At 68.5% G+C, this 25,887-nt stretch carries 20 protein-coding genes and 1 pseudogene; 14 read left to right on the forward strand and 7 right to left on the reverse strand.

All coding sequences use genetic code 11. The annotated features are described in order from the left end of the window. From AC07OH_RS21360 to AC07OH_RS21375, 4 genes and pseudogenes are all read right to left on the reverse strand, one after another. A pseudogene (locus tag AC07OH_RS21360) lies at window positions 1-269 on the reverse strand (MBL fold metallo-hydrolase); the annotation flags it as partial. Window positions 270-380: 111 nt separating this feature from the next. After that, window positions 381-2,234: a phosphoenolpyruvate carboxykinase (GTP) gene (locus AC07OH_RS21365; RefSeq protein WP_492682313.1), complete on the reverse strand. Its 1,854-nt coding sequence runs from the start codon at window positions 2,232-2,234 to the stop codon at window positions 381-383. Between the two features lie 151 nt (window positions 2,235-2,385). Then, window positions 2,386-2,538 (reverse strand): hypothetical protein, encoded by a 153-nt coding sequence (locus AC07OH_RS21370; RefSeq protein WP_169805104.1) that lies wholly within the window; start codon window positions 2,536-2,538, stop codon window positions 2,386-2,388. A gap of 121 nt (window positions 2,539-2,659) precedes the next feature. Then, window positions 2,660-3,859 carry a threonine ammonia-lyase gene (locus tag AC07OH_RS21375; protein WP_307696570.1) on the reverse strand — a complete coding sequence of 400 codons (1,200 nt, stop codon included), beginning with the start codon at window positions 3,857-3,859 and terminating at the stop codon, window positions 2,660-2,662. 116 nt (window positions 3,860-3,975) lie between these two features. On the opposite strand from AC07OH_RS21375, the gene AC07OH_RS21380 reads away from it, so the two are divergent. The 4 genes from AC07OH_RS21380 (at window position 3,976) to xylB (ending at window position 10,919) form a co-directional block, all read left to right on the forward strand. Then, window positions 3,976-6,300 carry an ATP-binding protein gene (locus AC07OH_RS21380; protein WP_495302037.1) on the forward strand — a complete coding sequence of 775 codons (2,325 nt, stop codon included), beginning with the start codon at window positions 3,976-3,978 and terminating at the stop codon, window positions 6,298-6,300. Between the two features lie 76 nt (window positions 6,301-6,376). Beyond that, the gene (locus tag AC07OH_RS21385) at window positions 6,377-8,002 is read left to right on the forward strand and encodes a S41 family peptidase (protein ID WP_495302038.1); all 1,626 of its coding nucleotides are present in this window, start codon (window positions 6,377-6,379) and stop codon (window positions 8,000-8,002) included. Window positions 8,003-8,191: 189 nt separating this feature from the next. Continuing rightward, window positions 8,192-9,373, forward strand: coding sequence for a nucleoside hydrolase (locus tag AC07OH_RS21390; protein ID WP_495302039.1), 1,182 nt, complete (start codon window positions 8,192-8,194; stop codon window positions 9,371-9,373). Between the two features lie 73 nt (window positions 9,374-9,446). Beyond that, window positions 9,447-10,919, forward strand: coding sequence for a xylulokinase (gene xylB, locus AC07OH_RS21395; RefSeq protein WP_495302040.1), 1,473 nt, complete (start codon window positions 9,447-9,449; stop codon window positions 10,917-10,919). A 16-nt stretch (window positions 10,920-10,935) separates the two neighbouring features. On the opposite strand, the gene AC07OH_RS21400 is transcribed toward xylB, so the two are convergent. Then, window positions 10,936-11,904 (reverse strand): tripartite tricarboxylate transporter substrate binding protein BugE, encoded by a 969-nt coding sequence (locus AC07OH_RS21400; RefSeq protein WP_495302041.1) that lies wholly within the window; start codon window positions 11,902-11,904, stop codon window positions 10,936-10,938. Between the two features lie 48 nt (window positions 11,905-11,952). Next, window positions 11,953-13,185, reverse strand: a complete 1,233-nt coding sequence (locus AC07OH_RS21405; protein WP_495302042.1) for an alpha-hydroxy acid oxidase — start codon at window positions 13,183-13,185, stop codon at window positions 11,953-11,955. 121 nt (window positions 13,186-13,306) lie between these two features. Here AC07OH_RS21405 and AC07OH_RS21410 point away from each other — a divergent pair, with 121 nt between their 5' ends. Beyond that, window positions 13,307-14,209 (forward strand): LysR family transcriptional regulator, encoded by a 903-nt coding sequence (locus tag AC07OH_RS21410; RefSeq protein ID WP_495302043.1) that lies wholly within the window; start codon window positions 13,307-13,309, stop codon window positions 14,207-14,209. Between the two features lie 10 nt (window positions 14,210-14,219). On the opposite strand, the gene recQ is transcribed toward AC07OH_RS21410, so the two are convergent. Continuing rightward, entirely contained in the window at window positions 14,220-16,130 is a 1,911-nt protein-coding gene (gene recQ, locus AC07OH_RS21415) for a DNA helicase RecQ (protein WP_495302044.1), read from the reverse strand. A 306-nt stretch (window positions 16,131-16,436) separates the two neighbouring features. Between recQ and AC07OH_RS21420 the strand changes: the two genes are divergently transcribed. The 9 genes from AC07OH_RS21420 to AC07OH_RS21460 all read left to right on the forward strand — a co-directional run bounded on the left by AC07OH_RS21420 (window position 16,437) and on the right by AC07OH_RS21460 (window position 25,886). Beyond that, window positions 16,437-17,405, forward strand: a complete 969-nt coding sequence (locus AC07OH_RS21420) for an ABC transporter substrate-binding protein (protein WP_495302045.1) — start codon at window positions 16,437-16,439, stop codon at window positions 17,403-17,405. 13 nt (window positions 17,406-17,418) lie between these two features. Next, window positions 17,419-18,264: an ABC transporter permease gene (locus AC07OH_RS21425; protein ID WP_370681937.1), complete on the forward strand. Its 846-nt coding sequence runs from the start codon at window positions 17,419-17,421 to the stop codon at window positions 18,262-18,264. Beyond that, entirely contained in the window at window positions 18,249-19,043 is a 795-nt protein-coding gene (locus AC07OH_RS21430; protein WP_062481286.1) for an ABC transporter ATP-binding protein, read from the forward strand. Before AC07OH_RS21425 ends, AC07OH_RS21430 begins: the two co-directional genes overlap by 16 nt. A 7-nt stretch (window positions 19,044-19,050) precedes the next feature. Continuing rightward, window positions 19,051-19,788 carry a histidine utilization transcriptional repressor HutC gene (gene hutC / locus AC07OH_RS21435; RefSeq protein WP_062481289.1) on the forward strand — a complete coding sequence of 246 codons (738 nt, stop codon included), beginning with the start codon at window positions 19,051-19,053 and terminating at the stop codon, window positions 19,786-19,788. Between the two features lie 179 nt (window positions 19,789-19,967). Then, the gene (gene hutH, locus AC07OH_RS21440) at window positions 19,968-21,530 is read left to right on the forward strand and encodes a histidine ammonia-lyase (protein ID WP_492682337.1); all 1,563 of its coding nucleotides are present in this window, start codon (window positions 19,968-19,970) and stop codon (window positions 21,528-21,530) included. 37 nt (window positions 21,531-21,567) lie between these two features. Beyond that, window positions 21,568-23,295, forward strand: coding sequence for a urocanate hydratase (gene hutU / locus AC07OH_RS21445; RefSeq protein ID WP_495302046.1), 1,728 nt, complete (start codon window positions 21,568-21,570; stop codon window positions 23,293-23,295). Window positions 23,296-23,365: 70 nt separating this feature from the next. Next, window positions 23,366-24,205, forward strand: a complete 840-nt coding sequence (locus AC07OH_RS21450) for a phytanoyl-CoA dioxygenase family protein (protein ID WP_307589766.1) — start codon at window positions 23,366-23,368, stop codon at window positions 24,203-24,205. A 141-nt stretch (window positions 24,206-24,346) separates the two neighbouring features. After that, entirely contained in the window at window positions 24,347-25,081 is a 735-nt protein-coding gene (locus tag AC07OH_RS21455; protein WP_070064051.1) for an IclR family transcriptional regulator, read from the forward strand. A gap of 52 nt (window positions 25,082-25,133) precedes the next feature. Beyond that, window positions 25,134-25,886: a transporter substrate-binding domain-containing protein gene (locus AC07OH_RS21460; protein WP_390347413.1), complete on the forward strand. Its 753-nt coding sequence runs from the start codon at window positions 25,134-25,136 to the stop codon at window positions 25,884-25,886. Window position 25,887 lies beyond the last annotated feature (1 nt).

The raw sequence follows: 25,887 nt of genomic DNA on the forward strand, positions 1-25,887 counted from the left end.
GACGTCAGAGCTTCCAGCGTCTCTTCTGCAAAGAATCGAGCTCGAATCAGCTCGAAATACGGCGTCCCAGCAAGCCATGCATCCCACTCAGCGGGTGACACCGCATGCAACTCCAGAAGTTTGAACTTCATCAGCACTTTCATCGCATGACGTGCGTGCTTCTCCGGGTCTCGTTGCAAGCCAGCTAAACGCTTGCGCGCCGTCTGCAACGCGCGCTCGACATCCGCGAAGACGCCTCCGTGCCCTGGAATCACCTGCTGAGGCGCCAATTGAGCACCACCTAAAACAAGAAAGCCCGATGAGATGAACTCATCGGGCTTTCTATTGAGCTTTCAAGGCCCGCACTTCGCAGGCTGCGAGAGCCTGCGAGAAGAAATGACTCAGGCCGCCAGCCGCTGCTCAATCGCAGCCTTCGTCTCCGGCAATTCCTTCGGCAGATGGTGCGCCAGCTGCTGGAACAGCTCCGTATGCAGCTTCAGCTCGGCTTGCCAAGCAGCCTTGTCGATGCTCGTGACCGTCGCGAACTGCTCGGCGCTGAAATCCAGGCCGGTCCAGTTCAGGTCTTCGTAGCGTGGGCTCACGCCGGTGATGTGCTCAACGCCTTCCGTCGCCTTGCCTTCCACGCGGTCGATCATCCACTTCAGCACGCGCATGTTCTCGCCGTAGCCTGGCCAGACGAACTTGCCGTCCGCGCCCTTGCGGAACCAGTTGGTCGTGTAGATCTTCGGCAGCTGGGCGCCCGAGGCTTCCAGCTTCTTGCCCAGGTCGAGCCAATGCTGGAAGTAGTCGCTCATGTTGTAGCCCATGAACGGCAGCATGGCGAACGGGTCGCGGCGCACCACGCCCTGCTGGCCGGCGGCTGCAGCGGTGGTTTCGGAGCCCATCGTGGCGGCCATGTAGACGCCTTCGACCCAGTTGCGGGCTTCGGTGACCAGCGGCACGGTCGTCGAGCGGCGGCCGCCGAAGATGAAGGCGTCGATCTTCACGCCCTTCGGGTCGTCCCAGGCTTCGTCGAGCGCGGGGTTGTTGGTGGCGGCGACGGTGAAACGCGCGTTCGGGTGCGCGGCCTTGGCGCCGGTTTCCTTGGCGATCTGCGGCGTCCACTCCTTGCCTTGCCAGTCGATGCAGTGCGCGGGCGCGTCGCCCATGCCTTCCCACCAGACGTCGCCGTCGTCGGTCAGCGCCACGTTCGTGAAGATCACGTCACGGTGCAGGCTGGCCATGCAGTTCGGGTTGGTCAGGTCGTTGGTGCCCGGGGCCACGCCGAAGTAGCCGGCTTCCGGGTTGATGGCGCGCAGCGTGCCGTCGGCTTGCGGCTTGATCCAGGCGATGTCGTCACCGATGGTCGTGACCTTCCAGCCGTCGAAGCCCGCCGGCGGGATCAGCATCGCGAAGTTGGTCTTGCCGCAGGCGCTCGGGAAGGCGGCGGCCACGTGGTGCTTCTTGCCCTCTGGGCTGGTCACGCCGAGGATCAGCATGTGCTCGGCCAGCCAGCCTTCATCGCGGCCCATGTTCGAGGCGATGCGCAGTGCGAAGCACTTCTTGCCCAGCAGCGCGTTGCCGCCGTAGCCCGAGCCGTAGCTCCAGATCTCGCGCGTCTCAGGGTAGTGAACGATGTACTTGGTGGTGTTGCAGGGCCAGGTCACGTCCTTCTGGCCGGCCTCGAGCGGCGCACCCACGGTGTGGACGCAGGGCACGAACTCGCCATCGGTGCCCAGCACCTCGTACACGGCCTTGCCCATGCGGGTCATGATGCGCATGTTGACGGCCACGTAGGGGCTGTCGGACAGCTCGATGCCGATGTGTGCAATGGGCGAGCCCAGCGGGCCCATGCTGAAGGGCACCACGTACATGGTGCGGCCCTTCATGCAGCCGTCGAACAGGGGCTGCAGCGTCGTGCGCATCTCGGCCGGGGCCATCCAGTTGTTGGTGGGGCCGGCGTTTTCCTTCTGTGCGGAGCAGATGAAGGTGCGGTCTTCCACGCGCGCGACGTCGCTCGGATCGGACATCGCGAGGAACGAGCCCGGGCGCTTGGCGGGGTTCAGCTTCTTGAAGGTGCCGGCGTCGACCAGTTGCTGGCAGAGGCGGTCGTATTCTTCCTTGCTGCCGTCGCACCAGTGGACGGCATCGGGTTTGCACAGTGCGGCCATGTCGGCCACCCAGGCGATCAGCTTGGCGTTCTTGACGTATGAGGGCGCCTGAATGGGAAGGCCCTTCATCGTGGGTGCGTTCATCGGAAATCTCCTAAGTTGAAAAATCGTCTTTCCGAACGGGGCGCCGCGCCGGGTCAGTCACGGAGGTCCGTTTGAGAAAACGTTTCGCTTTGGGAGATTGCGTCAACGCGGGCCGCACAGCCCGCGGACAAAAGCGCGAAAGCCTGTCAGCTCAGGCGAGAAAAACGGCGATCGACGCCAGCAGCAGCATCAGCACGCCGCCAGCCAGCGGGAGCACGAGCGGCATCAGGTGAACGACCGATTCGACGGCGTCATGTTCAGCGGCGGCAGCGTGGCCGTGCTCGGCGGGGGTGGGATGGGACATCGGGAAATACCTCGAATACGCAAATGACAACGCATCAAATGCAGTCAACCGCAAATGACAAAACTCCCGCCATTTTACCGGCGAGGCGCCCTTAGCGGGTCTAGGGGGTTGCGAGGAGCCCTCAGTGCTGCTCCACCGCTTCGAAACCGGCGTCTTTCAGGGCGCTCAACACGCTCGCCAGGTGGGCCCGGCCGCGCGTTTGCAGCACCAGCTCGACGTCGACATTCTGCGCCGCCAGCATGGTGAAGGCGCGCTGGTGGTGCACTTCGTCGACGTTAGCGCCCGCTTCGGCCACAGTGGCCGTGATCTGGGCCAACGAGCCCGGCACGTCGCGCGCGCTGACGCGCACCCGGGCGAGCCGCCCGGCGCGCACCATGCCGCGTTCGATGATGGCCGCGAGCAGCAGCGGATCGATGTTGCCGCCCGACAGCACCAGGCCCACGCGCTTGCCGCGAAAGCGTTCCGGGTGGCGGATCAGCGCCGCCAGGCCTGCCGCGCCGGCGCCTTCGACCAGGGTCTTTTCGATCTCGAGCAGCATCAGCACGCCCTGCTCGATGTCGCCTTCGTCCACCAGCAGCAGGTCGTCGACCTTGGCGGCGATGATCTCCTGCGTCAGCACGCCGGGCGTGCCGACCGCGATGCCTTCGGCGATCGTGCTCGTGCCTTGCGCGTGGTGCGTGCCCTTGACGGCATTCACCATCGCCGGAAAGCGCTGCGTCTGCACGCCGACGATCTCGATGCCGGGCTTGATCTCGCGCGCCGCGACCGCCATGCCGGCGATGAGCCCGCCACCGCCGACCGCCACCACCAGCGTGTCGAGGTCGGGCACCGCGTCGAGCATCTCGAGCGCGATCGTGCCCTGGCCGGCAATGATGGCTTCGTCGTCGTAGGGGTGCACGAAGGTCAGGCCTTCGCGCTCGGCCAACGCCAGCGCATGGGCGCGCGCTGCGTCGAGCGTGTCGCCGTGCAGCACCACCTCGGCGCCGAAGCCGCGCGTGCGCTCGATCTTCACGCCGGGCGTGAAGCGCGGCATCACGATGAGTGCGCGCAGGCCCAGCCGCTGCGCGTGATAAGCCACACCCTGCGCATGGTTGCCGGCCGACATGGCGATCACGCCGCGCGTGCCGCCTTCAGAAAGATCGACCAACTTGTTGCACGCCCCGCGCTCCTTGAACGAGGACGTGAACTGCAGGTTCTCGAACTTGAGGAACACCTGCGCGCCCACGATTTCAGAGAGCGTGCGCGACTCCACGCAGGGCGTGTTGAGCACCTGGCCCTGCAGGCGCGCCGCGGCGCGACGGATAGCTTCGATTCCGACCATGGCGCGCATTGTGGCTGGAATCCAGCGGATCAGGGTTTTTACTCTTTCGGCGTCTTCCCGAAGCCAAAAGTCTGCGTTATGGTCGCTCCAAGTATTTCCTCGCAGGAGGTTGCCTGATGGTCAAGCGTGCGGGTGTCGATGTGGTGGCTGCTGCGGTGCGCGGGCAGGCCTTGCCTTCGCCCGGCCTCAAGGAAGCACCGGTGCTCGAGCTCATGTGCTCGCACTTCGTGCTCACGCTCGCCGCCAAGCAGGGGCCGCGCTTCAATGTGCGGCGCGATATCAACGGATTGCTCTCGCTCACCGGGCGCCACCTTGTGTGGCCCGCCGCGGTGTTGCAGCGATTGCGCGAGTTCCTGGGCCGCCGCTGTGCGGGCAACGAAGCGTGGAAGGGCGTCGAAGACTTCGACGGCCGCACGCTGCTCGAACGCCACGGCGTGTGGCGCGGCCCGTATGAAGAGGGCACGCTGTTCTTCTACCTCGACGAGTACGCGAAAGACCAGCCGAAAGACCTGCTCTCGGTCCTGGCCGTCACGCGCGACTGGCTCACGCACGCGCTGCGCAAGCAGTCGACGCTGGTCGAGAAGAACATCGACGCGCTCGCCGGCCTCTTGCAGCTCAACAAGGCCGAGCGCGCGCTGCTCCTGTACGGCACGCTCGCGCGCTACCAGCGCGACCTGCGCTCGCTGCTGGTCGAGTTCAAGGTCAACAACGCGCCCGAGGCCTATGCCGCCATCGCCGACATCGCGGGCGTCAACGCGAGCGAGGTGGGCGAGGCGCTGCGCGCGGGCTCGCGGCTGGAGCGCATCGGCCTCGTCGAAAATCTCATCTCCGAGCACAACATCACCGACCTCGCCGACCTCATGAAGGTCAGCGAGAAGCTGCCGCCCGTGCTCATGCGCGAGTACCGCGACCACAACGAGCTGATGGCCGTGTTCACGCGGCCCTCGGCCAAGAGCGCGCTCACGCCGTACGACTTCTCCTTCGTGCAGGAAGACGCACAGATGCTCGTCACGCTGCTGCGCGCCGCCGTCGCGCGCAAGGAGCCCGGCGTCAACGTGCTGCTCTACGGCCCGCCCGGTACCGGCAAGACCGAGCTGGCCAAGGTGGTCGCGCAGGCCGCGGGCCTCGAACTCTTCGAGGTCGAGTACGCCGACCGCGACGGCAACTCGCTCAGCGGCCGCGACCGCTACCGCTCGCTGCAGATCGCGCAGGTGTTTCTCAAGGGCAGCGCCCAGGCCGCGCTGCTGTTCGACGAGGTCGAGGACGTCTTCCCGCCCATCAGCACCGAGGCCGCGCAGTTCATGGCGCGCGCCGAGCAGATCCCCGCGCCCGCCAGCGGCAGCGTGAGCGGCAAGGCCTGGGTCAACCAGATCCTCGAGGCCAACCCCGTGCCCACGCTGTGGGTCACCAACCGCATCGAGCAGATCGATCCGGCCTTCCGCCGCCGCTTCGCCTACCACCTGGAGCTCAAGTCGCCGCCGCCCGGCGCGCGCGAGCAGCTCGTCAAGAAGACGCTCGAAGGCGTGGTCGTGTCCGAGGCCTTTACCGCCAAGCTGGCCGAGCGCAAGGGCCTCACGCCCGCGCAGATCCGCACCGCCGTGCGCTTCGCCGGCCTGGCGAAGACCGACGAGGCCTCGGTCGAGGCCCTCATCGAGCGCCAGCTGCGCAACGCCGACCTCGCGCTGGGCACGCTCGACAAGAGCCCGGCCGAGCGCCGCAGTGTCACCACCTACGACCTGGACATGCTCCATGTCGAGACCCGCTTCGAGATCCCGCGCATCGTCGAGGCGCTGAAGGCGCGCGGGCACGGCACGCTGTGCTTCTACGGCGCGCCCGGCACCGGCAAGACCGCGCTGGCCGAGCACATCGCCAAGGCCGTGGGCCGCCCGCTCATCGTCAAGCAGGCCAGCGACCTCATGAGCAAGTACGTCGGTGAGACCGAGCAGAACATGGCCGCCATGTTCAAGGAGGCCGAGTCCGAGAAGGCCGTGCTGCTGCTCGACGAGGCCGACTCGTTCCTGCAGGACCGGCGCGGCGCGCAGCGCACCTACGAGGTCACCGAGGTCAACGAGATGCTGCAGGGCATGGAGCGCTTTCGCGGCGTGTTCGTGTGCACCACCAACCTGCTCGACCGGCTCGACCAGGCGGCGCTGCGGCGCTTCACCTTCAAGATCAAGTTCATGCCGCTCACCGCGGCGCAGCGCGAACGCATGTTCGTCACCGAGGCGCTCGCGGGCGACGCGGCCCTGCTCACGGGCGAGGTGCGCGCGCGGCTGGCGCTGCTGGCGCAGCTGTGCCCGGGCGACTTCGCGGCCGTGAAGCGGCAGACCGACATCCTCGCGGCCGAGTTCTCGGCGGCGGAGTTTCTCGAGCAGCTCGAAGCCGAGCACCGGATCAAGCCCGAGGTGCGCGAATCGCGCGGCATGGGCTTCATCCAGTAGCGGGCGGGCGTCCCGCCGCAGCCCCCCAACACAACAAGCAGACACTGTCCGCCATCGCGGACGCCAGGAGGAACCGATGGCTTTTCGCAAAGCAGATGCGTCGCGGCGCTCGCGGGCCGTGGCGGCCACCGCAGGGGCCATGGCGCTTGCGCTGGCTGGCCTGCTGGCGGGGTGCGGCGGAGGAGGCGGGGGCGGAGGTGGCGGCGGTGGGTTCCCGATCGGCGTGGTGCCGACCCCCACCCCCGGCGGCGGCGGTGAAAGCGGCGGCATCGTCGCGTCCTCGACCGTCGCCGGCCAGTGCGCCGCGCCGCGCCGGGGCATCAACCCCGAGACCCGCGTTGCCTATCCCGACACCGCCGGCACCGTCGACAACGAAAAGAGCTGGGTGCGCGGCTGGATCGACGAAACCTACCTTTGGTACAACGAGGTGCCTACGACTCTCAAGGCCTCGGACTACGCCACGCCGTTGACCTGGTTCAACGTGCTCAAGACGCCCGCCACCACACCCTCGGGCCAGCTCAAGGACCGCTTCCACTTCTACCTCGACACCGAGGCGTACCGCCTGGAGTCGGAGGGCGGCGTGTCGGTCGGCTACGGCATGGAGACGGCGGCCGTGCGCAGTTCGCCGCCGCGCAACATCCGTCTCGCCTTCGTCGAGCCGGGTTCGCCGGCGGCGTCGGCCGGCCTGGCGCGCGGGGCCAAGCTGGTCGTCGTCGACGGCGTCGACGTGGTGGCCAGCACCGGGCAGGCCAACGTCGACATCATCAACCGCGCGATCTCGCCGCAGGCCCTCGGCGAGAAGCACACCTTCACCTTCGAGGTGAGCGGCACGCGCGGCAGTCCGATCGAGCTCACGGCCCAGCGCATCACGAGCAGTCCGGTGCTGTACACCCGCACCATCGGGCCGGCCGGCAACCGCGTGGGCTACCTGCTGTTCAACGACCACATCTCGACCGCCGAGGGGCAGCTCGTCACGGCCATGAACACGCTCAAGCAGGACGGCGGCATCCAGGACCTCGTGATCGACATGCGCTACAACGGCGGCGGCCAGCTGCGCATCGCGAGCCAGCTGGCCTACATGGTGGCCGGGCCGGGCCCGACGAACGGCAAGACCTTCGAGCTGTTGACCTTCAACGACAAGAATCCGTACCGCCGCACGCTCGCCGAGAACCTCACGCCCTTTCTTACGACCACCCGCGTCAACCAGCCCCTGCCCACGCTGGGCCTGTCGCGCGTCACGCTGCTGACGGGCCGCAGCACCTGCTCGGCCAGCGAGTCGGTCATCAACAGCCTGCGCGGCGTGGGCGTCACGGTCAACCTCGTGGGTGCCACCACCTGCGGCAAGCCCTACGGCTTCATCCCGCAGGACAACTGCGGCACCACCTACTTCGCGGTCAACTTCAAGGGCGTCAACCAGGCCGGTTTCGGCGACTACGGCGATGGCTTCGCGCCCAATGCCAGCTGCGCCGTGGCCGACGACTTCGACCACCTCCTGGGCGACGCCGCCGAAGGCCGGCTGGCCGCGGCGCTGCGGTTGCGCGACACCGGGTCGTGCACCGCACCGACTGCGTCCGCCAAGGCCGCGGATGTCTCGGGCCTGGAGAAGGCCGCCACGTCGGCCGAAGAAGAGGAACCCTTCCTGCGCCCCCGCTCGCCGCTGCGCGAGAACCGGCTGATCGACCCCGTGCCCAACCCGGGTTGATGACACCCTGACCCCCGCGCGAGGCCGACGCTCCGGCCTCGCGGAAAACCCCTAGCCGCACCCCATTGCCCGCCTGCGGCCTGCCATTTAGAGTTTGGCAAACGTTTGCGCAAAGGTTTGCGCAAACGTTTTCACTCCCTGGCGCTCCTCTGGAAACCGGGCTTGAAACCAAACACTTAGGAGAAGCAGATGCGCAAATGGACAGTGACGACCTTCTGGCTCGTCGTCGTGGCCGTGCTCACGGCATGCGGCGGCGGGGGCGATGGTGGTGGCGGCATCGGCCTGGCGCCCGGGTACGCGGCGACGCCGGTGGCTCAGAAGGTCATCATCGACAGCGACTACAACACCATGAGCGACGACGGCCAGCTCGGCGTCATGGCCGCGCAGCTGCAGGCCGAGGGCAAGGTGCAGGTGATGGGCATCAGCGTGGTGTCGGGCAACCAGTGGCTCAAGCAGGGCGTGGCCGACGCGCTGATGTCGGTCGAGCGCCTGGGCGTGGGCCAGCGCATCGGCGTCTACGTGGGCGAAAACTACGCGCTGAACCATACCTTCGCGGACATCGAGGCCGAAATGAAGGCCGGCGCGGGCGGCGACGGCTACCTGGGCGCCTGGAGCGGCCCCGAGCCCAAGACCGACGCCGACCTCAAGCCTTCGCCCGACGGCTTTGCCACCCGCACCGTGGTGCAGCGCAAGAGCGCGGTCGATTTCATCATCGACACCGTCAAGGCCAACCCGAACGAGATCACCCTCCTGGCCATCGGCCCGCTCACCAACATCGCGCTGGCCGTGAAGAAGAGCCCCGAGATCGTGCCGCTGATCAAGAAGATCATCTACATGGGCGGCGCGGTCGACGTGGCGGGCAACACCACCCATTTCGCCGAGTTCAACTGGTGGTTCGACCCCGAGGCCGCGCAGTTCGTGGTGCGCCTGCCGATCCCGCAGGTGGTGGTGCCGCTGGACGTGACCGACACCGTGTTCCTCACCAAGCCCATCTACGACCGCATCGCGCACCCGGCCAAGCCCACGGCCGTGACCGAGGTGTTCCGCAAGCTCAACGGCTACGGCTTCAGCGGCACCAATGGCTTCGAGAACAACCCGAACTACACGCAGAACATCTGGGACACGCTGGTGCTGGCCTACCTCATCGATCCGCGCTACGCCACGCAGACCGTCGAGCGCTATGTCGACGTGGTCGCCAAGCCCGGCGCCGCCGACAACGGCCGCTCCATCGGCTACACCACGCCGCCCGCGGGCGTGCCGCTGCAGAAGATGACCGTCGTGAAGAAGTTCGACAACGCGCGCTTCTTCGAGCTCTACATCGACCTGCTCACGCGGCCGGTGCCGATCACGCTGCCGGCGACCGGCTCGTAAACCGCCTGCCGTCCACAGCCTGCGCGACTGGCCGGAGCGCCGATACTCCGGCCCTCGAACAGGGAACACACGCATGCTGATCGGCATCGATATCGGAACCTCCGCGGTCAAGATCGTCCTGACCGACCTGCAACTGCTGCAGGTCGTCGCCACGGTCGATCGGCCGCTCAGCTCGCAGTACCCGCAGCCGCTGTGGTGCGAGCACGACCCCGACCAGTGGTGGGCCGCCGTGGCGGATGGCCTCGACGAGCTGGCGCGCTCGCACCCGACGGCCATGGCCGGCGTGCAAGGCATCGGCCTGTCGGGCCAGATGCACTCGCTGGTGCTGCTCGACGCGGCCGACCGCCCGGTGCGCCCCGCGATCTTGTGGAACGACGGCCGCGCCGCCGCCGAGGCCGCCGAACTGATGCAGACCGACCTGGCCCTGCGCCGCGCCGTCGGCGTGCAGCCGATGGCGGGCTTCACCGGCCCCAAGCTGCGCTGGCTGCGCACCCATGAGCCCGAGGCCGTGGCGCGCGCCCGCTCGCTGCTGCTGACCAAGGACTACGTGCGCCTGCAGCTGTCGGGCGAGAAGGTGACCGACGTCACCGACGCGGCCGGCACCTGGCTGTTCGACCAGGCGCAGCGCCGCTGGTCGCCGCAGGCGCTCGTCGCCTGCGGGGTCGATCCCGCCTGGCTGCCGCGCGTGGTCGAGTCGTGCGAACCCTGCGCCACCGTGCGCGACACGCTGGCCGCGCGCTGGGGCCTGCCGCGCGGCGTGCCGATCGCCGGCGGCGCGGGCGATGCCGCGGCGGGCGGCGTCGGCATCGGCGTGGTCGGGCCGGGCGACGGCTTCGTGTCGCTCGGCACCTCGGCGCAGATCCTGGTGGCCGACACCGCGCACCGCCCCGACCCCGAGCGGCTGGTGCACGCCTTCTGCCACGCGCTGCCGCAGCGCTGGTACCGCATGGCGGCGCTGCTCAACGGCGCGAGCCCGCTGGCCGCGCTGGCGTCGTGCACCGGCGGTGCATCGGTCGGCGCGCTGCTGGCCGAGGTCGAGGCCGCGTACACCGGGCCGTCGCGCCTGCTCGCGCTGCCTTATCTGTTCGGCGAACGCACGCCGCACAACAACCCCTTCGCGCGCGGCGCGATCGTCGGCCTGTCGGGCGCCACCACGCGCGCCGACCTGATGCAGGCCGTCTGCGAAGGCATCGCCTTCTCGCTCGCCGATGGCCTGGAAGCGCTGAGCGCGCAGACGGCGCGGCCCGAGCGCCTGGCGCTGATCGGCGGCGGCGCGCGCTCCGCCTTCCTGGCGCAGCTGATCGCCTCGGTGCTCGATGTGCCGCTGGTGCTGTACGAATCCGCCGACCGCGGCCCGGCCTTCGGTGCGGCGCGGCTCGCGCGGCTGGCGGTCACGGGCGAAGACCCGGCGGGTGTGGTCGTCGCGCCGGCCGTGCGCCAGGTGCTCGCGCCCGACGCCGCCCTGCACGCGGCCTACCAGCCGCGGCTCGAGGCCTTCCGCACGCTCTACCGCGCGATGGCGCCGGTCTGGGCGTCGGTGGCCTGACGAGGCGCTCGCCGGCTCAGTCCGGCGTGAGCCCGGCGGTGTCCACCACCTTCTTGTACACGTCGAACTCGGCGGCGATCTGCTGCGTGAATTCCTGCGGCGTGTTGCCGACGACGAAGGAGCCGGTGTCCTGGATGCGCTTGCGCACGGCAGGCTCTTCGAGCGACTTGCGCGCCGCCGCATGCACCTTGTCCACCACGTCCTTGGGCAGGCCCTTGGGGCCCACGATGCCGTAGTACGCCATGCGGTTCACCGGCGCGAGCCCGACCTCCTTGAAGGTCGGCACGTCGGGCAGGTCCTTCAGGCGCTCGGACGCCGCCACGACGATCGGGATCAGCCGGCGGTCCTTGATGAAGGGCAGCGCCGACGGCAGGTTGTCGAAGATCATCGCGACCTGGCCCGCGACGGTGTCGTTGAGCGCCGGGCCCGACCCCCGGTAGGGAATGTGCGTGACCGACGCGCCGGCCATGCCCTTGTACAGCTCCATCTGCAGGTGCCCGATGCTGCCCGTGCCTGCGGTGGCGTAGGCGTACTTGCCGGGGTTCTTCTTCAGCACCTCGATGAAGCCCTTGTAGTCCCGGGCCGGAAAGCTGGGGTGGACCGCAATGACATTGGGCGTCGCCGCCAGGTTGATGATCGGCGTGAAGTCGGCCTTCGGGTTGTACGGCACCTTGGGGTTGATGGCCGGATTCGCCGCCGTCGTCGACACCGTGCCGATGCCCAGCGCGTAGCCGTCGGGCGTGGCGCGCGCGGTCTCGGCGGCGCCGATCGCGCCGCCCGCGCCCGACTTGTTCTCGACGATGACGCTCTGCCCCAGGTGCCTGCCCAGGGGCTCGGAGATGACGCGCGCAATGATGTCCGTCGTGCCGCCCGGCGCGAACGGCACCTGCAGCTTGACGGGCTTGTCGGGGTAGCCCTGCGCATGGGCGGGCACGGTCGCTGCCAGCAGGCAGGCGAGGGCGAACAGGGTGGGTTTTTTGGGCAAGGTGTCTTCCTCCTCTTGGATTGATGGGATGGGGGGTGAGGGCGCAGGTCAGGGGCGCCGCGGAATCAGGCAGCTCGCGTCGAGCTCGCCCGGGTCGTTGACGCCGAGCATGGCCATGTTCCGGTCGACCTCGTCCCGCAGCAGCCGGATCGCGTGCGTGACGCCCGCGTGGCCGCCCACGGCGGCGGCATACATGAACGGGCGGCCCGCGAACACAGCCTTGGCGCCCAGCGCCAGCGCCTTCAGCACGTCGCTGCCACGCCGCACGCCGCCGTCGACCATCACGGGCAGCTCGCCCGCGGCGTCGAGCACTTGCGGCAGCGCGCGCAGCGCGGGTGCCGCGCCGTCGAGCTGCCGGCCGCCGTGGTTGGAGACGATGAGCCCATCGGCGCCGAGCTGCCGCGCGCGCCGCGCATCGGCCGGATGAAGAATGCCCTTCAGGATCAGCGGCCCGCGCCACTGCTGCCGGATGCGGGCGATGTGGTCCCAGTGGATGTGGTCGCGGCCGGTCGTGTCGCGGATCGCGGTGCTGGAGAAAAGAGGCGCGCCGCGCGTGGCGAACGAGTTCTCGAAATGCGGCATGCCCTGCGTCACGAAGGTCCGGGCGAGCGTGCCGAGCAGCCAGCGCGGCCGCACGAGGCCGTCCCATGCCAGCCGCAGGCTGGGCCGCAGCGGCGTCGTGAAGCCGGCACGCACGTTGTTTTCGCGGTTCGCCCAGACGGGAATGTCGACCGTCACGACCAGGTGGCGAAAGCCCGCGTCGGCGATGCGCGCCACCAGGCCGTCGATGCGCGCCGCATCGCCTGGCAGGTAGGCCTGGAACCACGTGCCGGGCGCGGCCTGGGCCACTTCTTCCATCGGAATGAGCGAGGTGCCGCTCATGACCGCGGGAATGCCGGCCGCCTGCGCCGCCTGCGCGAGCACCAGGTCGCCGCGGTAGGCCGACAGCGCGCTGATGCCGACCGGCGCGATCCCGAAGGGCGACGCGTAGCGCTGGCCGAACAGCGTGACCTCCTGCGAGCGCCGGGAGACGTCGACCAGCACCCGGGGCAGGAAGTCGTGCGCGTCGAACGCGGCGCGGTTGGCGTCCAGCGAGCGGTTGTCTTCCGCCGCACCGGCGATGTAGCCGAACAGCGGGCGTGGCAGGCGGCGCCGGGCCGCGTGCTCGAAGTCCTGCAGCGACAGGATGCCGGCCAGGCGGCGCGGCGTCGCGGCAGCAGCCGCCGGGGCATGCGCCGGCGCGGTGCGCGGGGCATCGAAGGTGCGCGAGAAAACAGTCATGTCCGCCATCCAGTCAGTCGTTCGGTCCGCGCGGACTGTAGGGGGGCAGAAGGTTTTAAAAAAGCGAATTTATGGTAATTTGTCATTTCGCTTTTTTCGAAATGACCGAGGGAGACGGCGCATGACGCTGAAGCAACTGGAGGCCTTCTACTGGGCCGCGACCTGCGCCAGCTTCGCGCTCGCGGCGCAGCGGCTGCACCTGTCGACCTCGTCGCTGTCCAAGCGCCTGGCCGAGCTGGAGGTGTCGCTCGGCGCGCCGCTGTTCGACCGCGCCGGGCAGCGGGCCACGCTCACCGACGCGGGCGAGCGCTTCCTGCCGCGCGCCGCCGCTTTGCTGCTGGCGGCCGACGAAACGAAACGGTCGATCGGCGCACCCGCCAGCCTCGGTGGCCGTTGCACCTTCGGCATCGGCGAGCTGAGCGCGCTGACCTGGCTGCCCCAGCTCGTCGCGCACGTGGGGCGGCACCTGCCCGACCTGCGCCTGGAGCCGCACGTCAACTTCGGTTCGGTGCTGGACGAGCGCCTTCGCAACGGCGAGCTCGACTGCGCGGTGATCGCGGGGCGCTCACCGCACCACGGGCTGATCTCGTCGCACACCGTGGGCCAGGCGCATTTCGTGTGGGTGGCCGCGCCCGCGCTGGCGGGCAAGACCACGACCCTCGGCGCGCCGCTGCTCGCGCAACATCCCATCGTGACGCTGCCGACCGGCGCGGGCACCAGCCGCCTGCTCGACGAATGGCTCATGGCCGAGAACCTCGAGGCGCCACACCGCCTCAGCTGCAACAGCTGGGGCGCCGTCGCCGGCCTGCTGATCGAGGGGATCGGTGTCGGGTTCCTGCCGGAAGGCTGGGCGCGCCTGCTGTCGCGCCGCGGCGACCTGCGCATCCTGAAGACCCGCCAGGCCTTGCCCGCGCTGACCTACACCTTCCAGAAGCGCAGCAACGACGAGCGCCATCTGCTGACGGCCATGCGCGCCGCGGTGCTCGCGTCCATCGATTTCTCGAAGGCCGCCCGCCTGCTCTAGCCGGAGAGCGTTAGAAGGCCTCGCACACGCGAAGCACTTCAGAGCCGTAGGCCTCGAGCTTCTTCGTGCCGATGCCGCTGATGCCCTGCAGGTCTTCCAGCGTCGCGGGTGCGCGCTCGGCAATGGCGGCCAGCGTGGCGTCGTGGAAGATCACGTAGGCCGGCAGGTTGTGTTCCTTCGCCACCTCGGCGCGCCAGGCCTTGAGCGCCTCGAAGCGCTTCTTGCCGGTGTCGTCGAGCGAGGCGGCTGCCGGCGACGGTGCGCCCTTGGCCACCTTCTCGCGCCGGGGCTTGCGCTCGGCCGGCGACGACACCGACTCGCGCAGCGACACCGAGGTCTCGCCCTTGAGCACCGCGCGCGAGCCCTCGGTGAGCTTCAGCGTGTTGAACGCCTCGGCGTCCACCGCCAGCGCGCCCGTGGCGATCAGCTGGCGCAGCACGCCGCGCAGCGCCACCTCGCTGAACTCCGCGCCGATGCCGAAGGTGCTGATGCGCTCGTGGCCGAACTGCTTGACCTTCTCGGTCGCCTTGCCGCGCAGGATGTCCATGATGTGGCCCGCGCCGAAGCTGATGCCGCTGAGCTGCTGCACGCGGTAGATGGTGCTCAGCAGCTTGCGCGCGGCATCGGTGCCGTCCCACACCTGCGGCGGGTTCAGGCAGTTGTCGCAGTTGCCGCAGGGCGTGCTCTTCTCGCCGAAGTAGCCCAGCAGGCGCACGCGGCGGCAGTCGCTGGCCTCGGCCAGCGAGAGCAGGGCGTCGAGCTTGCCGCGCATCACCTGCTTGAACTCTTCGCCGGCCGGGCTCTCGTCGATCATGCGGCGCTGGTTCACCACGTCGTTCAGGCCGTAGGCCATCCAGGCGTCGGCGGGGGCGCCGTCGCGGCCCGCGCGGCCGGTTTCCTGGTAGTAGCCCTCGATGTTCTTGGGCATGTCGACGTGGCCGACGAAGCGCACGTCGGGCTTGTCGATGCCCATGCCGAAGGCGATGGTCGCGACCATCACGATGCCTTCTTCGCGCAGGAAGCGGTCCTGGTGCTTCTGGCGCACCGCGGCGTCCAGGCCCGCGTGGTACGGCAGCGCGTTGATGCCGGCGCCCTGCAATGTCGTCGCGAGGTCTTCCACGCGCTTGCGTGACTGGCAATAGACCACCCCCGCGTCGCCCTCGTGCTCGCGCTCGATGAAGCGCAGCAGTTGCGTGGTGGCGTCCTTTTTCTCGACGATGGTGTAGCGGATGTTCGGGCGGTCGAAGCTGGAGACGAACTGGCGCGCCTCCTCGAGCTGCAGCCGCTCGACGATGTCGGCGCGCGTGAGGTCGTCGGCCGTGGCCGTGAGCGCGATGCGCGGCACGCCCGGGTAGCGCTCGTGCAGCACGGTGAGCGCGCGGTACTCGGGGCGGAAGTCGTGGCCCCACTGGCTCACGCAATGCGCCTCGTCGATGGCGAACAGCGAGAGCTTGCCGCGCTCGTTCAGCGAATCGAGCTGTGACAAAAAGCGCGGCGTGTTCACGCGCTCGGGCGCCGCGTACAGCAGCGTGATCTCGCCGCGCAGCATGCGGCGCTCCACGTCCTGCGTCTGCTCCCAGTCGAGCGTGGAATTGAGGAACGCCGCGCTCACCCCCGCCTCGTGCAGCGCGCCGACCTGGTCGTGCATCAGCGCGATCAGCGGCGACACCACCACCGACACGCCGCGCCCCGCGCGCTGCCGCGCGATGGCCGGGATCTGATAACAGAGCGACTTGCCGCCGCCCGTGGGCATGAGCACCAGCGCGTCGCCGCCGCCCACCACGTGCTCCACGATGTCCTGCTGGGCCCCGCGAAAGCGCGCGTAGCCGAACACGTCGTGAAGGATGTCGGCGGGGGCCGCGCTGCCGGGGCTGCTGCCGTCGCTGGAGGCGTCGAAGGGGCGGGGAGCGAGGGAGGACACAGGCGGGGGTGCGAAGGGCGGGAGAGGGGGAGAAAAGGGCCGGAGCCGGGGCGGACGCCGATTGTCCCCCAGCGGCTCCGATATGACTGTGGCACGGCGTTTGCAATGGTGAACCCCGTCCCGGCACCCCTCTTGTCTAGACAGCAAACTGGGGCATTTCTCTCGGAGATGCACCAAAACAGGACTTTCGGGTTATCCTGTATAGACAAGTTGGGGCGCCTGGCAACAATGCGAGGCGTGCTGCCCACATCCCCCGGGCATGTATCGCCGAGTCACCTCTCTCAAAAAATGGAACCAGGAGTCCCCATGGTCAAGACGGTAGTTGTGAAAGTCGCTTCGCTGCTGGCAGCAGGTGCATGTGCAGCGGGCATGGCCGGAACGGCCGCCGCCCAGGACACGAAGATTTCGCTCGGCATGTCCGGCTGGACCGGCTTTGCGCCGCTGTCGCTGGCCGACAAGGCCGGCATCTTCAAGAAGAACGGGCTGGACGTCGAACTCAAGATGATCCCGCAGAAGGACCGCCACCTGGCGCTGGCCTCCGGCGCGATCCAGTGCGCGGCCACCACGGTGGAGACGCACGTGGCCTGGAACGCCAACGGCGTGCCGATCGTGCAGATCTTCCAGATGGACAAGTCCTACGGCGCCGACGGCCTGGCCGTGCGCAACGACGTGAAGAGCTTCTCCGACCTCAAGGGCAAGAGCATCGGCGTGAGCGCCCCGGGCACCGCGCCGTACTTCGGCCTGGCCTGGATGCTCAGCAAGAACGGCATGAGCCTGAAGGACGTGAAGGTGGTCTCGCTCGAGCCGCAGCCCGCTGCGCAGGCCTTCGTGGCCGGCCAGAACGACGCCGCCATGACCTACGAGCCCTACCTGTCGACCGTGCGCGCCAACCCCGCCGCCGGCAAGATCCTGGCCACCACGCTCGACTACCCGATGGTGATGGACACCGTCGGTTGCGCCCCCACCTGGCTCAAGACCAACGGCAAGGCCGCCGCCGCGCTCACCAAGTCGTACTTCGACGCGCTGGACCTGATCAAGGCCGACCCGGCCAAGGCCAACGAACTCATGGGTTCGGCCGTCAAGCAAAGCGGCGAGCAGTTCGCCAAGTCGTCGGCCTACCTGCGCTGGCAGGACAAGGCCGCCAACCAGAAGTTCTTCGCGGGCGAGCTCACCAGCTTCATGAAGGAAGCCGCGGCCATCCTGCTGGAGGCCGGCGTGATCCGCAAGGCGCCGGAAGACTATGCCGCCACCTTCGACGCCAGCTATGTCAAGTAAGGCCTTGCCGCAGATGCAACCGATGACCGCCGCTCCGGCGCGCGCCGTGACGCCGCCGCCCGCGCCTCCCGTGCGGCGTCGCGTGTTCGCGCCGCTCGAACCCATCAGCGCGTCCGCGCGCACGATGCTGGGGCTGGGCTTCTTCGTGCTCTTCGTGGTGGTGTGGGGCATCGCCACGCTGGGCGGCTTCGTGTCGCCCACCTTCCTGGCGAGCCCGATCACGATGGTCAAGGAGGGCTGGCTGCTCTTCACCGAGTACGGCTTCATCGGCGACATCGGCATGACCGTGTGGCGCGTGTTCGGCGGCTTCCTGCTGGCGGCCGTCATCGCGGTGCCGCTGGGCGTGGCCATGGGCACCTGGAAGACGGTCGAGGCCTTCTTCGAGCCCTTCGTGTCGTTCTGTCGCTACCTGCCGGCCTCGGCCTTCATTCCGCTGCTCATCCTGTGGGCGGGCCTGGGCGAAATGCAGAAGCTCCTGGTGATCTTCATCGGCTCGTTCTTCCAGATCGTGCTGATGGTGGCCGTCACCGTGGGCGGCGCGCGGCGCGACCTCGTCGAGGCCGCCTACACGCTGGGCGCGAACAGCCGCGGCATCGTGGCGCGCGTGCTCATTCCGGGCGCCGCGCCCGGCATCGCCGAAACGCTGCGCCTCGTGCTGGGCTGGGCCTGGACGTATGTGATCGTGGCGGAACTGATCGGCTCCTCGTCGGGCATCGGCCACATGATCACCGACAGCCAGGCGCTGTTGAACACCGGGCAGATCATCTTCGGGATCATCGTGATCGGCGTCATCGGCCTGTTGTCCGACTTCGCTTTCAAGGCGATGAATCGCCGTCTGTTTGCATGGGCTGCACTGTGAAGAACCAACTCTCCATCCAGGGCGTCTCGCGCGTCTTCACCGGCACCAAGGGCCAGCGCACGCAGGCGCTGCAGCCGATCGACTTCGAGGTGAAGGAGAACGACTTCGTCACCATCCTCGGCCCCTCGGGCTGTGGCAAGTCGACGCTCTTGCGCATCGTGGCGGGGCTCGACTTCCCGACCACCGGCCAGGTGATGCTCGACGGCGAGCGCATCGAAGGCCCCGGCGCCGACCGCGGCGTGGTGTTCCAGAGCTACACGCTCTTCCCGTGGCTCACGGTGGCGCAGAACATCCGCTTCGGCCTGCGCGAGCGCGGCATGAGCGAAGCCGACCAGAAGGAGCGCAGCGAGTTCTTCATCGCCAAGGTCGGCCTGCGCGGCTTCGAGCACCACTTTCCCAAGCAGCTCTCGGGCGGCATGCAGCAGCGCACCGCCATTGCGCGCGCGCTGGCCAACGACCCCAAGATGCTGCTGCTCGACGAGCCCTTCGGCGCACTCGACAACCAGACCCGCGTGCTCATGCAGGAGCTGCTGCTGGGCATCTGGGAGTCGGCGCAGAAGACGGTGCTGTTCGTCACGCACGACATCGACGAGGCGATCTTCATGGCCAACCGCGTGGCGGTGTTCAGCGCGCGGCCGGGGCGCATCAAGACCGAGATCGCGGTCGACTTCCCGCACCCGCGCAGCTACACCATCAAGACCTCGCCCGAGTTCATGGACATCAAGGCGCGCCTGACCGAAGAAATCCGCGCCGAGTCGATGGCCGCCGCGGAACATTGAAAGCACGATGAAACGCGACCTGCCGTCCCTCGCGCTCTATGCGCAAGTCAAGGATCACATCTCCCGCAAGATCCAGGACGGCACGTGGCCGCCCGGCCACCGCCTGCCTTCCGAGAACGAGCTGGTCGCGCAGTTCGGCATGGCGCGCATGACCGTGAACCGCGCCCTGCGCGAACTCATGGAGCAGGGGCGCATCGTGCGCGTGGCCGGTGTCGGCAGCTTCGTGGCCGAGAACAAGCCGCAGTCGACGCTGCTGCAGATCGCCAACATCGCCAGCGAAATCCGCCAGCGCGGCCACGACTACCGCTGCGAGATGCTCGCGGTCGAGCGCCTCGCGGCCTCGCCCGACGTGGCCGCCTGGCTCGACCTGCGCGCGGGCGACTCGGTGTTCCACAGCGCCTGCCTGCACCTGGACAACGACACGCCCGTGCAGCTCGAGGAGCGCTACGTCAACCCGCAGGTCGTGCCCGACTTTCTCGAGCAGGACTTCACGGCCGTGCCGCCCAGCGAGTACCTAGTGCGCAACGTGCCCTTCGACCAGATCGAACACGTCGTCGATGCCGTGCTGCCCAGCGCCGAACAGGCCGAGCGGCTCGCGATGGCGCCCACCGACCCCTGCCTGCTGCTGACGCGCCGCACCTGGATCCGCAACACGCCCGTGACCTGGGTGCGCTGCCTGCATCCCGCTTCGCGCTACAGCCTGGGCAGCCGATTCAAGTCCGACGGCAACCCCACCTTCGGCTGAATATGACGCTCCCCCAGTCTTCGCGCACTTCGTGTCGCTTCGCCAACCCCCTCGCCGGGGGCAACACCAGCGGCCCGGCAAAGCCGGTTCCGCGGTGTTCCACGAAGGGACCGTGAGTCTTTTTTAAATGTCCAAAGGACAAGGTTTTCTCTCGCAACCACTTGTATAGACAGGTTCACATGCCAAGCAATCACACCGCCACTTCCCACGCCACATTGACCCTCACGCCCGGCAAGGTCGACCTTGCGATGCTGCGACGCATCCAGGCCGGCGGCGTGCACCTTGCGCTCGACCCGTCGGTGCAGGACGGCATGGCCAAGGCCGAAGCCGCGGTGCGCCACATCGTCGAGAACGACGAGGTGGTCTACGGCATCAACACCGGTTTCGGCAAGCTCGCCAGCACGCGCATCGGCAACGACCACCTGGCCGAGCTGCAGCGCAACCTCGTGCTGTCGCACAGCGTGGGCACGGGCGAGCCGCTGGCCGCGCCGGTGGTGCGCATGATCCTCGCGACCAAGGCCGTGAGCCTGGCGCGCGGCCACTCGGGCGTGCGGCCCGCGCTGGTCGATGCGCTGCTGGCGCTGTTCAATGCGGGCGTCACGCCCAGCATTCCGTGCAAGGGCTCGGTCGGCGCCTCGGGCGACCTCGCGCCGCTGGCCCACATGGCCTGCGTGCTGATCGGCGAAGGCGAAGCCACGCTGGCCGACGGCCAGAAGGTGAGCGGCGCCGAAGCCATGCGCAGCATCGGCCTCGAGCCCTTCGTGCTCGGCCCCAAGGAAGGCCTGGCGCTGCTCAACGGCACGCAGGTGTCGACCGCGCTGGCGCTGGCCGGCCTGTTCGGCGCCGAAGACGTGTTCGCCGCCGCGCTGATGTCGGGCGCGCTGTCGCTCGAAGCCATCCAGGGCTCGATCAAGCCCTTCGACGCCCGCATCCACGCCGCGCGCGGCCAGCCCGGCCAGATCGCCGTGGCCGGCGCCGTGCGCACGCTGCTCGACGGCAGCGAGATCGTTCCCTCGCACGCCGACTGCGGCCGCGTGCAGGACCCGTACTCGGTGCGCTGCATCCCGCAGGTGATGGGCGCCTGCCTCGACAACCTGGCCCACGCCTCGCGCGTGCTGGTCATCGAAGCCAATGCCGCATCGGACAACCCGCTCGTGTTCTGCGACACCGGCGAGGTGATCTCGGGCGGCAACTTCCACGCCGAGCCCGTCGCCTTCGCGGCCGACATCATTGCGCTGGCCGTGAGCGAAGTCGGCGCCATCGCCGAGCGCCGCCTCGCGCTGCTGCTCGACAGCGGCCTGTCGGGCCTGCCGCCCTTCCTGGTGCGCGACGGCGGCCTGAACTCCGGCTTCATGATCGCGCAGGTCACGGCCGCCGCGCTCGCCTCGGAAAACAAGTCGCACGCGCACCCCGCCAGCGTCGACAGCCTGCCGACCTCGGCCAACCAGGAAGACCACGTGTCGATGGCCACCTTCGCCGCGCGCCGCCTGGGCGACATGGTCAACAACACCGCCGTGGTGGTGGGCATCGAAGCGATGGCCGCCGCCCAAGGCATCGAACTCAAGCGCAAGCTGAAGAGCTCGCCGCTGGTCGAAGCGGAGTTCGCCCGCATCCGCCAGAAGGTCGCGTTCCTCGAGACCGACCGCTACCTCGCACCCGACATCGAAGCCATGCGCCTGTGGGCGCTCGCGGCCGACCTGCCGGCCGCGCTGCTCGACATCCTGCCCAGCCACTCGAAGTGATCCGTACCGACCGCCACCCGACAAGGAGAACCACGCCATGAACGCACCCGACAAATTCGCCCTGAACACTCCCACCGGCGCCGATCCGCGCCATGACCCGACCCGCGTGATCCGCGCCCCGCGCGGCACCGAGCTCAACTGCAAGAGCTGGCTCACCGAAGCGCCGTACCGCATGCTGCAGAACAACCTCGACGCCGAGGTGGCCGAGCGCCCGCAAGACCTCGTGGTGTACGGCGGCATCGGCCGCGCCGCGCGCGACTGGGCCTGCTACGACCAGATCCTCGCCTCGCTGAAGGAACTGGAAGACGACGAGACGCTGCTCATTCAATCGGGCAAGCCGGTCGGTGTGTTCAAGACGCATGCCGATGCACCGCGCGTGCTGCTCGCCAACTCCAACCTCGTGCCGAAGTGGGCCAACTGGGAGCACTTCAACGAGCTCGATCGCCAGGGCCTCTTCATGTACGGCCAGATGACGGCGGGCAGCTGGATCTACATCGGCAGCCAGGGCATCGTGCAAGGCACCTTCGAGACCTTCGTCGAAGCCGGCCGCCAGCACTACAACAACAGCCTCGCGGGCAAGTGGATCTTGACGGCTGGCCTGGGCGGCATGGGCGGCGCGCAGCCGCTCGCGGCCACGCTGGCCGGCGCCGTGTCGCTGAACATCGAGTGCCAGCAGTCGAGCATCGACTTCCGCCTGCGCACGCGCTACGTCGACAAGCAGGCACGCGACATCGACCACGCCTTCGAGCTCATCCAGCAGCATTGCGATGCCAAGGAAGCCGTGTCGATCGCGCTGCTGGGCAACGCGGCCGACATCCTGCCCGAGCTGGTCAAGCGCGCGAAGGCCGGCGGCCTCAAGCCCGACCTCGTGACCGACCAGACCTCCGCGCACGACCTGATCAACGGCTACCTGCCCTCGGGCTGGACCGTGCCGCAATGGCAGGCCGCCATGAAGGACGCGTCGCAACACGACGCGCTGAAGAAGGCCGCCGCCAAGTCGTGCGCCGTGCACGTGCAGGCCATGCTCGACTTCCAGGCCATGGGCATCCCCACGGTCGACTACGGCAACAACATCCGCCAGGTCGCGTTCGACGAAGGCGTGAAGAACGCCTTCGACTTCCCGGGCTTCGTGCCGGCCTACATCCGTCCGCTGTTCTGCGAGGGCAAGGGCCCGTTCCGCTGGGTGGCGCTCTCGGGCGACCCGGAAGACATCTACAAGACCGACGCCAAGATCAAGGAGCTGTTCCCCGACAACACCCACACGCACCGCTGGCTCGACATGGCGCGCGAGCGCATCGCCTTCCAGGGCCTGCCCGCGCGCATCTGCTGGCTCGGCCTGGGCGAGCGCCACATCGCCGGCCTGGCCTTCAACGAGATGGTGAAGAACGGCGAGCTCAAGGGCCCCATCGTCATCGGCCGCGACCACCTGGACACCGGCTCGGTCGCCAGCCCGAACCGCGAGACCGAAGCCATGAAGGACGGCACCGACGCCGTCTCCGACTGGCCGCTGCTCAACGCCCTGCTCAACACGGCCGGCGGCGCGACCTGGGTCAGCCTGCACCACGGCGGCGGCGTGGGCATGGGCTACTCGCAGCACTCGGGCGTGGTGATCGTGTGCGACGGCACCGACGCGGCGGCCAAGCGCATCGGGCGCGTGCTCTTCAACGACCCGGCCACCGGTGTCATGCGCCATGCGGACGCGGGCTACGACATCGCGGTCGCCACGGCGAAGAAGCAGGGCCTCAAGTTGCCGATGATCAAGTAACGCCGGCAGGCGCCGCAGGTGAAGTAAAAAAGCGGGTCACCGACACCCCGACAAAGAAGGAGACCCGACGATGACCCTCGATGCTTCCGACCTGCAGCGCCGCGTGCGCGAACGCGTGGACGACGCGCTGGTGGCGCAGTTCCAGCGCGACGGCGCGGTCTGCATCCGCCAGCTGCTCACGGCCGACGAACTCGCGCTGCTGCGTGACGGCATCGAGGCGAACCTGGCGGCGCCCAGCCCGCGCGCCAAGGTCGCGAGCCGGCCCGACGACCCGGGCCGCTTCTTCGAGGACTTCTGCAACTGGCAGGAGATCGACGCCTTCGGCCGCTTCATCCGGCAGGCACCGCTGGCGCCCCTCGCGCAGCGGCTCATGGGCTCGGACACCGTGCGCCTGTACCACGACCACCTGCTCGTGAAGGAGCCCGGCACGCGTCAGCGCACGCCGTGGCACCAGGACCAGCCCTACTACAACATCGAGGGCATGCAGAACGTCAGCATGTGGATTCCGGTCGACCCGGTGTCGCGTGCCGCCACGCTCGAGTTCGTGGCCGGCTCCCACAAGGGGCCGTGGCTCATGCCGCGCACCTTCATGGACAACCACGCCAAGTGGTTCCCCGAAGGCAGCCTCGACGACCTGCCCGACATCGAGGGTGCGCGCGAGCGCTTTCCCATCGTCGGCTGGGACATCGAGCCGGGCGACTTCGTCTGCTTCCACATGCTTACCCTGCATGCGGCGGCCGGCGTCGAGGGGCCGAACCGGCGCCGCGTGTTCTCGGTGCGCTTCCTGGGCGACGACATCCGCCACGCCCCGCGCAGCTGGAAGACCTCGCCCGATTTCCCGGGCCTGGCCGAGCGCCTGCCGGCCGGCGCGCCGATGGACGATCCGCTCTTTCCGCTGCTGGTGCGCTGAGTCCGACCCGCTTGGTAAGACGAAGGTAGAAAGAAAAAACGCGCTCATTCCCATCGAGTGGGAATTCGGGCTTGGTCGTGAGAACGGCGAGCAAGATACTGCACGCCGCATCCACTTTCGACCGCCCAGCGATTGCCCCCGATGACGACCCCCCTTGACGCTCCCGCCCACAACGACCGCGCGCTGTTCGTGCTGTCGGTGCTGGCGCAAAGCAAGGCGGCGATGACGGCGGCCGAGCTGGTGCAGGCCACCGGCCTGTCGCAGAGCACGCTGTACCGCCAGGTCGCCACCTTGCGCCGCTGGGGCTTCGTGATGGAGTCCGAGGGCCGCTACTCGCCGGGGCCCGTCAGCGTGCAGCTGGCCAGCGGCTTCGACGGCAACTCCGACCTCGTGATGGCCGCGCGCGCCGACATGCGCGTGCTGGCGCAGCAGAGCCACGAGAGCGTGGCGCTCGTCACCCTGGTGAACGAGCGCGTCGTGTGCCTGGAGATGATCGACAGCGAACAGTCGCTGCGCTGCTCCTTCGACCGCGGCCGCAGCGTGCCCGCGCGCGACGGCGCCAGCGCCAAGTGCCTGCTGGCCCACGCGCCCGACGACGCGCGCGACCTGCTGCTCGACGGCCTCGACGAAGCCCCCGAACGCCGCGCCGAGCGCGCCGCCGAACTCGACGCCATCCGCGCCGCCGGCCATGCCGTGACCCACGGCGAGGTCGATGCCGGCGTGTGGGGCGCGAGCGCGCCGGTGCTGGCCGCGGGCCGGCGCCTGCGCGGGGCGATCACGCTCATGGCGCCGCTCACGCGCGTCGAAGGCATGGAAGCTGCATTGGTCCACATGACCGTCGTCACGGCGGCCCGCATCTCGCGCGCACTGCAGTAGTCGCCGCTTTTCTTTTTCTTTCTCCCTCCCTCACCTCCACGAAAGCCCTCCCATGAACACCCGTCGCACCCTCGTCGCCGCCGCCCTGTCCGGCCTCGCCTTCTTCGGTTTCGCTGGCGCCGCGCAAGCCCAGGGCGAGCCGCTGCGCGTGGCCACCGACGCCACCTTCCCTCCGATGGAGTTCGTGGAAAACGGCAAGCGCACCGGCTTCGACGTGGAGCTGGTGGAAGCCATCGGCAAGACGCTGGGCCGCAAGATCGAGTGGATCGACATCGACTTCAAGGGTCTCGTGCCGGGCCTCATTTCGAAGCGCTTCGACATGGCCGTGTCGGGCATCTACATCACCGACGAGCGCAAGAAGGTTGTCGACTTCACCGTGCCGTACTACGCCGGCGGCCTCGTGGTCATGGTGAAGGACGGCAACACCACCATCAAGAAGCCGGCCGACATCAACGGCAAGAAGGTCAGCGTGCAGGTGGGCACCAAGTCGGTGGCCTACACCAAGGAGAAATTCCCGCAGGTGCAGCTGATGGAAGTCGAGAAGAACCAGGAGATGTTCAACCTCGTGGACATCGGCCGCGCCGACGCCGCCGTCACCGGCAAGCCCGCGGCCTTCCAGTACGTGCGCACGCGCGGCGGCCTGAAGGTGCTCGACGAGCAGATCACCACCGAGGAATACGGCATGGCCATCCGCAAGGACACGCCCGAGCTCACCAAGGCCGTGAACGGCGCGATCGAGAAGCTCAAGGCCGACGGCACCTACGCGGCCATCGTCAAGAAGTGGTTCAGCGCGAACGCCAAGTAAG

The sequence above is a fragment of the Variovorax sp. GW821-FHT10C12 genome (assembly GCF_059415405.1).